Source organism: Pirellula sp. SH-Sr6A (assembly GCF_001610875.1).
Taxonomy (GTDB): Bacteria; Planctomycetota; Planctomycetia; order Pirellulales; family Pirellulaceae; genus JBKCUI01.
The window spans coordinates 3611253-3624799 of record NZ_CP011272.1 but is presented as its reverse complement, the minus strand read 5'-3'; the positions used below and the strand labels follow the sequence as shown (position 1 = coordinate 3624799).

General features: G+C 51.0%; 8 protein-coding genes. 4 read left to right on the top strand and 4 right to left on the bottom strand.

Features of this window, described 5'->3' with window-relative positions:
- Nucleotides 1–49 precede the first annotated feature (49 nt).
- Entirely contained in the window at nt 50–457 is a 408-nt protein-coding gene (locus tag VN12_RS14025) for a GxxExxY protein (protein WP_146677416.1), read from the bottom strand.
- A gap of 338 nt (nt 458–795) precedes the next feature.
- Entirely contained in the window at nt 796–2595 is a 1800-nt protein-coding gene (locus VN12_RS14020; RefSeq protein ID WP_205855045.1) for a sialate O-acetylesterase, read from the bottom strand.
- A gap of 257 nt (nt 2596–2852) precedes the next feature.
- Between VN12_RS14020 and VN12_RS14015 the strand changes: the two genes are divergently transcribed.
- Together VN12_RS14015 and VN12_RS14010 are read left to right on the top strand one after the other, a co-directional pair.
- Nucleotides 2853–5132 carry a S9 family peptidase gene (locus VN12_RS14015; protein ID WP_168164402.1) on the top strand — a complete coding sequence of 760 codons (2280 nt, stop codon included), beginning with the start codon at nt 2853–2855 and terminating at the stop codon, nt 5130–5132.
- 453 nt (nt 5133–5585) lie between these two features.
- Nucleotides 5586–5771, top strand: coding sequence for a hypothetical protein (locus tag VN12_RS14010; RefSeq protein ID WP_146677414.1), 186 nt, complete (start codon nt 5586–5588; stop codon nt 5769–5771).
- Between the two features lie 213 nt (nt 5772–5984).
- Here VN12_RS14010 and VN12_RS14005 read toward each other — a convergent pair whose 3' ends face one another.
- Nucleotides 5985–7829, bottom strand: a complete 1845-nt coding sequence (locus tag VN12_RS14005; protein WP_146677413.1) for an SHD1 domain-containing protein — start codon at nt 7827–7829, stop codon at nt 5985–5987.
- A 611-nt stretch (nt 7830–8440) separates the two neighbouring features.
- On the opposite strand from VN12_RS14005, the gene VN12_RS14000 reads away from it, so the two are divergent.
- Both VN12_RS14000 and VN12_RS13995 read left to right on the top strand, forming a co-directional pair.
- Nucleotides 8441–9223, top strand: a complete 783-nt coding sequence (locus tag VN12_RS14000; RefSeq protein WP_205855044.1) for a HesA/MoeB/ThiF family protein — start codon at nt 8441–8443, stop codon at nt 9221–9223.
- 11 nt (nt 9224–9234) lie between these two features.
- On the top strand, nt 9235–9528 hold the full coding sequence (locus VN12_RS13995) for a MoaD/ThiS family protein (RefSeq protein WP_146677412.1): 294 nt from the start codon (nt 9235–9237) through the stop codon (nt 9526–9528).
- Nucleotides 9529–9571: 43 nt separating this feature from the next.
- Here the strand turns inward: VN12_RS13995 and VN12_RS13990 are convergent, their stop codons facing one another.
- Nucleotides 9572–13546 (bottom strand): PQQ-binding-like beta-propeller repeat protein, encoded by a 3975-nt coding sequence (locus VN12_RS13990; protein WP_168164400.1) that lies wholly within the window; start codon nt 13544–13546, stop codon nt 9572–9574.
- Nucleotide 13547: the final 1 nt, after the last annotated feature.

Sequence of the window (13547 nt, the reverse complement as noted above, 5' to 3'; positions counted from 1 at the left end):
AAAGACATTTTCCACCGATCTTGCCTCATTAATGTTCGATTAGCGACGATTAGTGTTCCCAATTGACTTCCTTCGTCCTGACATGCAGATCATCAACGATGAACCGTTTCCATTCAAGCTCCCTCTTCTTGCCAAAGTTGATCAGGTATCCCACCTTTTTTCTTGCGATCCGCATATAGTTGAATAGCTGAGCTTCATGGTCCGAGCAAAGTTCCTTCAGAGCTTTTAACTCAACCACAATCTCGCCGAACACCAAAAGATCAGGTCGATATTTAGGTGAAAGCCGATGCCCCTTAAAAAAGACATTCAACTCCGCATGAGCAGCGAACGGAATTCTTCGTAGGCCGAGTTCAACTTCGAGTGCGGCCTGGTAAACATCTTCTGCCATTCCATACCCAAGTTCGTTATAGACTTCAAATGCCGCGCCCATCACTTCGTATCCCTCTTGTTTGAACATTACGGTTTTCCTCCTCAGAGCAGAACATCGGGAACTCTAATAACCGCTGATCAAAGCCTAATCTTAAAGGATGCATTGAAGCGCATGGGCATCTGCCGAACCTCTTTCTTCATTAGTGTTCGATTAGCGACGATTAGTGTTCCCCATTGGCCTCCACTCTTCAGACATGTAGATCATCAACGATGACCGTTGCCTCCTTGTCGGAACATCATTGATGTTGCCCCCAGATTCGAAAGTTCAGGCACACTAATATCCACTAATCAAACACTAATGTTAAGTGTTCGCAGTGAAGCGTGAGGGGATCTGCGAGATCGGGTCCAACGCATAGGAGTTTGCTATCAATGTTGCCTCATCAGTTCTAGATTCGCTTCGGCAAAAGCTTTGCCCATTTGTGCAAAGATCTTCGCACTTCCAAAGTAGTGATAACCGCCATTCGAAGCACCTTGAAGAATCTCCTTGTCTTGAGCGGAAAGAACTTGCTCTAAAGCAAGGTCGAGCTTCGCTTGTTCCTCCTTGGTGATACCCTCAATCCAAGCATCAATCGCACCGTAACGTACTGGCGAATTTGGCGAGTATTGGTCATTGGCGTAAACCGCCAAAACATTTATCCCCTTCTTCAAATGTTGCTTCTGCTGCTCGTCGAGCAAGATCGATCTGTATTGCGGATCATCCTTCCACCATATGTAAGTGTGAATTTTGTGGCCATTCAAATAAACATGAAACCCTTGTCTCGCTAGAATCGCGATGCGATAGGAGTCGTAGTCAAGGTTATCCACTTCAAATTTGGAACGCATCAGCAGGAATTCCTCTCGCCCCCAATTTGATGGATACTTGTCCAACGTGACCCCACTGTGCTTCCAAACGCCTTTGCCTATCGGTGCCTTACCTACAGTCCAATTGCGGTCATCGAACTCAGGCACGTACCAATTCTCCATGCCTTCGGGGAGTGCGATGTCTCGGAAACGCCTATCGGTGAACTCCTCCAGCTTATCCTTCGCTTCGTTTGCATCTACCGTGATGAAACTCCAGCTTCGATCCGCCGGCGACGGCTTGCCAATCGGTTTCCAAAACGTATCCCACTTCCGTCCCGAATCGAGCGTTCCGTCTGCGTTCAAGGTGTGAGCCGTGCCAACGATTTGGTTGTATTCGTCCCGCTTAGGTACCGCGGCTTCGATGGCTTGATCCCAGAAAGGGGCTGTGTCTACCGCAACCACATTTCCCCCGAGTTCGGGTATGGCAGCGGGAGCGGCCATGGCTTTGCGGAAGTGAACGTGCTTTTCACCGTCCACTCCGAGCACGCCGATGACATATGGCATCTTCGGAGCAGAAAGGTCTTTACGCACGTCGCGAATGAAGTGAGTTAAGAGGCGCGAGTATTCGTCGTACTCTCCGTTCGGATAGGTCTGGCCGTCAACGAGGTCGTTAAATCCTTGAAGCCATACGAACCCTGCAAGTTCGTAGCCCTTGCTAGGATCATAGGCGGGACAAACACGAGCTGGATCTGCCAGTACCTTTTTCACATGCTCGATCATCATGCGGTAAAACACACCTGATGCGGCATCTTTGTCTTCCTGCCATTTCTTTCGGTCCTCCAGTTTGGGGATGCCATGGGCTCCTTGCGGGTGCTTATCCCACGCATCTTGCGTTTTCTTGGGTAGCTTATAAGGCCCTGCGCTGGGGGGACGAAATTCCGTATGGAGCGACCTACCCCCCCAAGCAGTCTTGATGATCAAGATAGGCTGCTTCAGCTCTTTCTCCATGAAGATGCCGAAGGTGAACTCTGGCCCAATCTTGCCACCGATCTTGGTGGGTTGATCTCCGCGCGCACCAAAGCCTGCGGTCAATTTCCCAAAGCCTTCGCCATTCGCGCTACCGTCATAAGGACCTGTCAGATAAGACATCCAGACCTTGTCGCACACTCGAGGTGTTCCATCCGGATTGCGCATCTCCTTGAGCAGCGGTGCCGTGACAGGATCTTTGCCGATGTAGTCAAAGGTTCGGATTTCAGCATGTCCCTCCATATTCGATTGGCCTGCAAGGATAAACACCTTGAGCGGCTGGGCGAAGCAGCTTGGAGAGACCAAGCCCAGAAGCATGGCTGTGGTGACCATCACTAGAGGTCGGATTCTGATTGCCATTGATTGCTTGAAGCCCTGCTTTCTGAGATTTGTTTGAAAGGGTATTCGATCAAGATCTTCAATCGGGCCCCCGGCCCGTCCCCATTCTAAAACCGGCAATGGATACTTCCTTGCACGCCGAGAGTCATTTCTCGTCAAAGTGCGCACAATGGACAGCCCTGTCGATTGGTACTATCCTGGCTAAGTCCAGCCTACCCCTCTCTACGCTGGCGGCGTGCGATGAAACATCCTTAACTCCAATTCTTTGGATTCATTCGATGAGCCTATTGTTGTTTCGATTCCTTGCGATTTTCGGAATTGCGACCCTTCTTCAGCTGTCTTCATCAGGCTCATTCGCCTGTGGCCAAGAACGATCATCGGGACAAACGCCGGAACTCTCGATTGATTCCATCTTCCAGAACAAGGACTTCGTTGGAGAGACATTCGTAGGCCAATGGGAGACCGATAGCAATGGATTTGAGCGAATCAAAAAAGACGTCGAGACAGGAAGTGCGTCGATTGTTCGTATCGACCTCACTGCCGCTTCGGTGGAGACCGTTTTGGTATCGTGTGAGATGCTTACACCCGCAGCGGCAGAGAAACCATTGAACTTGGACTCATACCAATGGTCTCATGACAAAACCAAGCTACTTATTTTTGCAAACACCCAGCGGGTCTGGCGATTGAACACACGCGGTGACTATTGGGTTCTGGATATGAATTCCAAATCGCTAATGCAAATTGGCGGTGATGCCGATGCAGCATCCCTTATGTTTGCCAAGTTCTCCCCGGACGCTAAGAGTGTAGCTTATGTTTACAAGAACGATCTCTACATTCAGAACTTGGATGACCGTTCGATCTCACGTTTAACCGATACGGGAAGCTCTACGACGATCAACGGGACCTTTGACTGGGCTTACGAAGAGGAGTTCTCGATTCGAGATGGTTTCCGTTTTAGCCCCGACGGGAAACACATCGCTTTTTGGGAAATCGATGCATCGGGGATAGAGTTGTTTCCGCTTGTTGACAACACCTCAACACTCTATCCCAAGATTCAGTACATCCCTTATCCCAAAGTGGGCACGACCAACCCCGCAGCGCGAATTGGCGTGATTCGACTGGCCAGTCGCGAAATATCTTGGGTACCGATTCCCGGTAACAAACGGGACAACTATTTGCCTCGCATGGAATGGGTCGATGAGTCTCGACTGGTTATCCAGCAACTGAATCGACTCCAAAACCAGCTTGTCGTCTATGAGGCGGATGTAAACCATGCGAAGGTCGATGCAATCCTGAAGGAAAGCGACGACGCGTGGATCGATGTGGAAGATACACTCTATTGGCTGCCGGATCGGTCGCAGTTCGCTTGGTTGAGTGAACGAGATGGCTGGCGACATATCTACCTCGCGTCCATCCAAGACAAATCACTCCAACCAGTAACGTCAGGTGATTTTGACGTGACGGGAATCCTTGGGGTCGATGGCGAATCGAAGTGGATCTATTTCTACGCATCGCCTTCCAACGCCACCCAGATCTATCTCTATCGTGTGAAGTTCGACGGCAGCGATCTGCAACGCGTTACCCCGGAGACCAAGACCGGTACGCATCGTTATGTCCTTTCTCCCGATTGTAAAAAGGCACTTGTTACGTCCTCCCAGTTCACTTCGCCCCCGATAACAGAGGTGGTACGTCTTACCGATCATGCAACCGAGTTCGTTGCTGAACCAAATTCGAAACTCCGTTCGCGTTTGGAAGGGATTTCGCTGCCTAAAAGCAAGTTCTTTCGCGTCGAGATAGGCGATGGCGTCGAACTGGACGCTTGGTGCATTCTCCCGCCTGATCACGATCCATCGAAGAAGTATCCACTGATCGTTTATGTCTATGGAGAACCCGCTGGACAGACCGTCGTCGACAAGTGGGGGGGAGATCAAATGTTATGGCATAGCATGCTCGCACAACAAGGATACGTCGTGATGAGTTTTGACAACCGAGGCACCCCTGCTCCGAGAGGACGCCAATGGCGAAAAAGTATCTATCGCCAAATCGGTGTGCTCGCGTCGGCCGATCAAGCGGCGGCAGTGAAATCGGTTCTCAAGAAGTTTGCATACCTGGATCCCGAGCGGGTCGGTGTTTGGGGATGGAGCGGTGGCGGATCGATGACCCTCAACGCATTGTTTCGAAACCCGGAGCTATATAAAGCTGGCGTTTCGATCGCTCCTGTCCCCAATCAACTCTACTACGACACTATCTATCAAGAGCGATACATGGGGTTGCCGAGCGACAATTCCGAGGGATACCGATTGGGTTCGCCGATCACTTATGCGAACCAGCTCAAAGGGGAGCTTTTACTGATCCATGGCACCGGCGATGACAATTGCCATTACCAAACGACGGAGTTGTTAATCAACGAGCTGATCAAGCATAATAAATCGTTCTCCATGTTCGCTTATCCGAATCGTACTCACGCGATTCGCGAAGGAGAGAATACGACACGGCACCTTTATCAAATGATCACCAACCACTTTCTGCGCGCGATCCCTCCCGGACCTCAACCTTGAACGGATAAAACGTCTTGCGAGCTTTGACGTTGATGATGTTGAACACAATCGAAAGATTTGGGAAAACTAATTACCACTAATCGAACACTAATATTCAAGGGCAGCATGGACGCGTGAATGCATCTGCGGAATCAGAACCAACGCAGAGGAATTCTCTGTCGTGTCTTGCCCTATTAGTGTTCGATTAGCGAAGATTAGTGTTCCCACTTGGCTTCCTTAGTTCTGGCATGCAGATCATCAACGACGAACCGCCATCTTGTTGGAACATCATAACACTGCACCGCAGAGTCGAAAGATTGGGAACACTAATTACCACTAATCGAACACTAATATTCAAGGGCAGCATGGAGGCGTGAAGGCATTTGCGGAATCAGAACCAACGCGGAGGAATTTGCTATCGAGGTGTCTTGGCTCACCGGCAAGTGGAATTTTCCACCTCTTAGCTAACGTAGTATGAACGCATCCTGCTTGGGGATTTCGCCGCATCGTGCGGCGATGGTTTATCGCATACCCTCAAAGTCGGAATGGATGGGAGCAGCCCATTGTGAAGAGCTGCTCCGCATTCCGACTTCGAACATCACGACGCTCGGGTTGAACCTCTGCAGAGCCCTATCCATCGTGAAGCTCACTTTGTTGTAATCGCCACGAAGAAGCTAGGCAACTTGCTTTGCTGCTGCTCGTTTTTCTTGGCGCAGTTTGCGACATGAATCCACCGTAATTGGTTGAGGTGCCTTCGCGTGCCATTAATAATGGGATGGAACAGGTACTCTCGCAATGGCGATACGAGCCTATCCGAGAACTATCGGCCGCTTTGACGCTGGCTGCGGTTTCCGATGGTTTTCGAAAAGTGTGTTAGGGTTTCGAAGTTGGCTCAAACGGATTGCCTAGACGTTGAGCTTCCTCTATCAGCGTGGCGACATAATGTTGATCGTCGGCGCTCAGTCGAGCCAACGGGACGGAAACCTCCTTGCCATCTTTACGTCGAAGCAACACTTGATCACCCTGTATACCAAGGTACAGAGCTTCCACACGAAACGTACCCGAAACATCGGACCAACTGCGGCTCTTGATGGTTGTTACAATGGTGACACTCGAGACCTGTGGAGCCTGTTCCGGGGCCGTGGCATCAGGTGCTACAGCGAGTGTATCCCTAGCAGCTGGGAGCCGCTGATCGACCTCCGGCGGCGCTAGCTGAATATCAGCACGTCTAAAGGTTCCGCGACGATTGCTTCCCCAACCGCGATAGATAATAGCCACATCCCCACTGTCCATGAGCTCTGCAATTTCTGCGGCAACCCAGCGACCGTGCTCACGGACTTGGATAATCTGGCCAATATAAAGTTTCGTAGACGAATCCACCTTCAAGCCCGTCGACGGTACGGGCGTGGATCGCGAGTACTCATGGTTGACTCGGAACTTCGGGTCATGTTGCAGCAGCAGCCGCTCCGCCAACATGCCGATGCCTCGATCACGATTCAGGAGTTTACGAGCCGCTAGGGCAATGTCGGGGTCAGGTTCCTTGGGTTGGCGTTGCATGAGCAGTATAAGTGTCGAATGCACCTTGAAATGATCGTCCGATGCCAAGGCTGTGAGAGTATCTTTCTTTTCCTGTTCGGTCAGCGGTTTCTCCGCTTCTGCCTTTCGCTTCTCGACTTGGGCTTTATGCTCCGCGGCCATCTTCGCCGACCTTTCTGCGGCATTCTTGCGCTCCACTTCCAATTGTGCAATCCGCTCGGGTGTAAGCAAGCTGAATTTGAGTTCAATAGGATAGGTCGTCGTCGTATTACGATCCTTGATAACCAGAGTGTATTTCATCTCGCTTGAATGTGGGAAGCGTTGCGGATTGCTGAAGTTCCAAGTCCCTTGGCCAGTCATGTGGAACGATTCTCGGTCGCCCGTATCGGGCATCGTCATTTCATAGGTTTTGCGGATAACAGTTAGCGAGTCATTCGATTTTTCACGTTGATAGCGAGTTACCTCAGAGGCCGCTTGTACACTCTCGTGATTGGATGTCCCCAAGGGCCACGAAGGAAAAAAGGGCAAGCGTGATGGTTCACCGCTTTTCGCAATGGAAACTCCTGAATTCGATGACCAATCGTTAGCATCATCAGCCGGTAGCGTTTCGAATGGAATCAACGAGACGTTACCAAGTAGGAAAGGGAGACGTGAACTTCCATCCAGTACCAGGACATATCCTTTACGATTCAAGGTGATTTGGTTCGTGGTTTGCGTTTTACCCAGCATATCCATACGTTCAAAAACCGACGTCGGGTGTGCACGGGACAGATCGCGGGGCCCAAACGGAATGGCTCCACTTTTTCTTGATTCATGAACCTTAATCGACTCAGTCAATCCACCATGGTAGGTCAAGCGGATGTACTGATCATTGACTTCAACGACCGTGTACTGCGTCGTTCCTTTGTAAAATGTCGTTTCATCGGCACCGTGAATGGCAATCTCAAATTCGTAGGAGTATATTTGCCCTGGTTTGGGATCGTAGGACAAGGAGTTAGGGGAAGTAGAATCAGCCGTGGTGGATTCTGAAGGGGGTTCTGCTATCGACTCCGGAGTGGGCGACAACGGTGCGGGAATTGTTTGTGCGCTCGGCTTGTCGCTTGGCGGCTGCGATAGAGAGACGGAATAGGAAAGGAAGAGCGTTGCCAGAGATACTAGTTTGGCCAATGAGCGATTGTGCATGAGTGAGTCTCACCAACCGAGTCGAAGAAGGAGGCTTTTGCGTGGGGATTCCAGTATACTATGGCCGTATCATTTTTGGAGTTACGTCTGTCCGAATGGCCTTCGCCGACTCAATCGAGCATCGCTTTTCGTTGAGTTCGGCCGGAACATTCGCCCCCGCTCGAAAGACCATCTCACCGGGTGCTTGCCCTTGAAAAGCAGAAAGCAACAAGCTTGCGAACCGAACTTGGTATTCGACGCGAAACTTCTCAAATTGATTTTTCCCAAATTGAAAGTCGTAGCATTACTGAGATCCCCGATCGACTCCTACCAAACCGCTGATGATCCCAGGGTCGAGCTTCCAACGAGTGTTCAGGGTTGGGAGGAATATTGCTCTCCCTCTTTCCCAAGCAAAACGCGTGAAGATAAACGCTGCGTCGCTTGTTCGCCCCGGTAAATTTGAGTTCATGTGCGATCGTCCTCGTTAGGTGCCAAACGATTCTAGATCGACTAGGTCGAGCAGCCACCAAAGCACTCTACACGCGTTCCAGTTGTACTCCCAGTCGTGTAGAATGGAGGTGCAACCAAGTTACTAACGTCAGTTTAGCTCTCTACCTAAGAGTTCCGTCGCTGTGAATCGATCCCCAGCCCCCCTCCCTGAGTTGACTGAGCTGGAAAGATCCATCTATGAATGGCAAATGTGGATCGCCGATTTCGGTGAACATGGACAGCGCAAGCTTAAAAATGCTTCCGTGTTGATCTCGAGAGCCGGTGGTGTTGGGGGATTGGTTGCGTTTCAGCTCGCCGCGGCGGGATTTGGTAGGCTCGTGATCGCGCATGCTGGAAATGTTCGACATAGCGACTTGAATCGACAACTGCTAATGACCGATGACGCCGTTGGCAAACCTAGAATTGAGTCGATTCAAAGGACATTGCGTGCGTTGAATCCACGAATGGATTTGGTGGCCGTTAACGCCAATATCGGTCCCGACAACGTCGAGGAACTGATTGCACAAGTTGACTTGGTTGTAGATTGCGCTCCGCTATTCCCTGAGCGATTCGCCATGAATGAACAATGTGTCGCGCAAAAGAAGCCACTCGTCGAGTGCGCGATGTATGAATTAGAAGCACAACTGACCACAATCATTCCGGGAGAGTCTCCCTGTTTAAGGTGCCTATACCCAGATCCACCGGCAAACTGGACTCGACAGTTTCCTGTATTCGGGGCGGTAGCTGGATCCATCGCTTGTCTAGCCGCAGTCGAGGCAATCAAAATAGTTGCAGGAATTGGCGATCCACTGGTCGGTAGAATGCTACGGTGCGACCTGCGGTCGATGGAATTTCGCACGCTACAGATAAAACGCCGCTCAGCCTGTGCTTGCTGCGGTCACTTGAAATCAAACAATGAGCGATAAATCTCGTAAACATGGAATCGAAAATAGCAATCACCTGGAGCATCCCGGCAATGCTCCGACGTCACACCGCTGGAGAATCGTCTCTTCGCGTAGAGCTCCAAGAGCCTGACTTCAAAAATGCGGTGCAAAGGCTTTTAGAGCGGTTCCCCGAGCTTGCGGAGCACTTTGATCTCAACGGAAATGCTCCGCGTGCCAATATGCCAATTTTTCTTAACCATGAACAAATCACGGATTTTTCTTCAATGGCAGTTGTTCTAAGAAATGGCGATGAACTGTTAATGGTCCCAGCATTGGCGGGGGGGTAGGCGAGATGAGCCTATCGTTTTTAGATGGTTGATTTGGCATTCGTTAGTTTTTGATGCGAGACCGCTTTAAGCGCATGCCGCAGAGTGTTGGAGTCCCCTCCGATGCTTTGACTCGCACCTTCAGTGCATCTCCAAAACTAACCCCCTCAAAGAAAGCACGACCATATATTGTTTTGTTTTCGAGGTGGGTAGGCATCAAGATTTTTTGCGTTGGCTCGTGCCCGTCAATGCTCACCTCGATGGAATACTCAGCGTCAGCTTTCGCTGGCTTTGGGGCCAAAAAAACAAGTTCGACATCGTATAATCCGTCGATGGTCAAATCGCTGCTTTGGGTTTTTATTCCTTCCTCGGATTTTGCGGACGAGTCCGTCGAAGCTTTATTCTCTTTTGATTGCGGCAACTGAAACTTCAGGGTCATCTCGGTAACGCCTGAGATTCCGGAGGAAAGAATCCAAGAGACGGGGGAATCCTCGTATCGCGACGAATGATGGCGATAGGTATTCGCTGAGTCGTTAAAGTCAACACTTAATGGGAGAGGCTCGCCTGATTCATTTGGATACTCGATCCAAAGAGTACCGTCAGGGTCGCGACGATCTCCTGGTGCACCGAAGTTGATGCCTAAAGAATCGAGTTGCCGAAGATCCGTTTTGGCGTTCACAATTGGATCCACACTCCAGAGTTCAACATCAGGGATATGAACCAAGGCGAGCGAGGTTTGATTTTGGTAGGAACAGCTGCAAGTTCGTGTGTAATCAGGCGCATTGAGGACACCGTTGGCCGCAACGAGATTCGAGGTACAGCCCGAACGGAAGCCACCAAAATTTCCTGTGCCCGATTCGCTTGCGAGATCGTAATAACCAGCCGCTCCAGATCGGAAGGTAAGCAGATTTTCACTGGCAATGATACTGTTGCAGCCGTAAGCGCGTGTCATCCTCCAGGGCTCTGGCCGTCCCGTAATCGGGTTCTTTGTCATCTTTTGTTGCCCGTTCCGTATGTTGAATGCACCGGCGGAGTCGCTATAAGAATTGGTGTTCGTGATAATGAGATCATTATGCAGTATGCACGGCCCTGAGTATTTCAGCGATTGCTTTTCCCATACGACTTTGCCCGTATCGGCATCGTACACAGCCATTCCCTGTCCTACCTCATCTGCGAGTCGATCGCTTGCGGCGGCCCCCGCCTGCAGCAGCATGTTGTGCTTCGAAGAATAGCCAAGCCATGTGCCGAAGACATTGTTCTTAGACTCCCAGATCGGCGAGCCGGATCGATAGTCCAAGGCTACGATCCGATAAGTATCGGGTGCCTCCAAACCACGGCGTTTCATAGCGTCTTCAACCCGCTTCGGGTTCTTGTCCAGACAATAAATCTTGTCCCCACCGGCCACGATTCCATTATGCCAAAAGCTATGTTTCGAGTCGAAACGCCAAAGCACTTCACCGGTGAACCGATTAAAGCCGACAAGTCCCAGACTGGCCGCGCGATCCAAGCTCTTTGAACCAAAACCTAACTTGGATGGTTTGAGTTCCTTTTCAGACTCAAACTCCAAGCCATGGCGATCGCGGTATTTGGCGAAACCTACTCCACCGATTAATAAGTCTTTATAGACGCCGATGAATCCCCATTCTGATGTCTCGCCGTTGGCGTTGGGAGGTAGACGGATTTCGCCCATATCTTCTCCCGTTTCGGGATTCAGCATTTTGCACGTGTCGCCAATTACCAAATAGATACGCTCCTCAGTGACCACATAATTTGTCCCACGACCATTGGCACCCGGTATATGAACTTGGTTGTATTTTGGGTCGAGCGGAGTGTTTTCGTACGTTTCGTCAAAGTAGACATCGTAGGTCCCCAGGTCTTGGAAGCTGCGTTTCCAAAGGATCCGACCCGTGTAGACATCACGCGCGCTGAGGCTATTGATTCCTTCGATGAATAGACGTCCACCTACAACTTGTTCAGGGGGTCCGTGACCATGGCGAGGTAGGACATCCATATTGCTGCTAGCGCCAAACCACAAAACACCAAGTGGTAGCTTTACTCGGCTATCATTGGATTTGATGCTGTTTGCGATATCACCATTTTGGTGTGTCCAATCGGCCGAACCCGGCAAGGCTCCTTTTCGGCAAACGACGACACCAAACGCCGCCGTTTTTACCTCCGCCTGCTCTAGCTGAAGATCGCTGACAGTTGCCGCCAAAGCAGTGGGATCCCCCTTCGCTAGCAACACCATGACTCCACCGTACGGACGTACGGTTTGGTAGATGCCTCGCAGTGAATCGGCAGGGGCTTTGGTCGAAATTTCCTCGGATACGACAACCAAGTTGCCTGTGAACTGAGGAGCTCGGAAATCGAGAGGGCTACTGGAGAAAACGGGGACTCGTTTGAGTTGCATCCGTTTGTCGATTTCAGAACGCAACTCATTCGCATTCGCCGTTGGGGGCAAGACGATGGACCATTGCTCAAATGGCGAAACCTCGCTGATCGCTGCTGCCTGTTCTGTGCTGCATTGGCCAAACCAGTAGGCATATCCCTGAGGATCGCAATGACCAAGCAATTGGTAGATCCGATGTTTCTCCGGAACGGACGCAGGGCTTACTCGCTCGATGTCTCGTCCCAACGCTAGAGAGGAAGAATCACTTGGTTCAGCGTTATCGTCGACTATGGCTGCATCGGTGAGAGATGCGTCGCTGCTCGGGCTATCCGATGAACCGATGGCCGTTACGCCGCCGAGTTCGTCGACAACAATAAGCGTCCTTTCCGCAACAAGGATCCTCGAAATGGGATATCGAATGGAGATCGTTCTCGTTACCTGTCCTTTGGTCGCTAAACCGGATTCATCGCGGTCCAGCTTCACAATGCTTACCGTATTCTGCCCTGCCGCGACCAAGTGGTCTTTGACGAGAATCAAATCGTGTGTACCGTCCGCCACAATCTCTCCGAGGATGTCCCGGGCCAAATTGGTCGGTTGATTGGATGCGTAAACTCGAATGAGTGCACGATCAGCATCACTCTCCGCAGAATAGATGAGCATATCCGTGATCACAGGTTCGTTAGGCGTAAAGGCTGTCTTCAAACCCGCTTCGAGATCGAAGGCCCTTGTTCCTTTCCGACGTGTATGAACAAAGAAGTGCACGTCGTCGGCAGCGACGAATGCCCCACCGGTTCCTTTCCCTCCGGCATTGAATTCAAAATATTTCTGCTGCCCGGTAGAACGGTCGAAAACAGCAGGGACGCTACGACCTCCGGGAACGACGAGATACTGACTTGTCGCCACCAAAAAGCCTTGCGGGGCCACCCCTGCAAATGCGGGTGCACTGTGAGGTTGTTTGATGTACTGCGAACCGGTGCTATCGTTGATCCATTCGGTTTTGCCCGACTCCGCATCCAGGGCACAAATAAAGGTACCCATGAACGGCCAAATACTGCTTGCAAAATAAACGGTATTGCCATGTACCGTTGGGCCTCCGCGGGCTGGCCATGCAGAGATAACCCGTTGATTTCCAAGAACCTTTTGGGTGCTCGGCGCTGGACTGAATTTCCACAAAACTTTTCCGCTATCGGCAGAGATCGCGTACAGAAAGCCATCATCGCTAACCACGAAAAGGCGATCATTCCATCCGACCGGGGCGAATCGAATCGGACCTTCCGCGTAGAAAGTCCATAATTCTCGGCCTGTTTGGATATCGTAGGCAACCAGCTTGCTGTCATCGTTAAAAGCCAAGAAGAGCGTGCCGTTGAGCACGATGGGTTCAAACTGCTTGTCGTAGCTCATCAAATCCAGGTTCAATGGATCATCCCAGACTTGCACTCGCGGCGCGTGTCGCCTTTCCCAAAGAATCGAGAACGCCTCGGGAAGGGAGTTTGCCGATGCCGCAGTACGCTTGGAATCAAAGCGCCACTGTGGCCAATTCTCCGCAGCAGAAAGTTGGTTTATGCAGGCCGCGACGATCAAAACGCACCGGATAGCAACGTGCATAGGCATGATCATTGCCTTCTCTCGCATAAGGGATTTTGGGGTCATT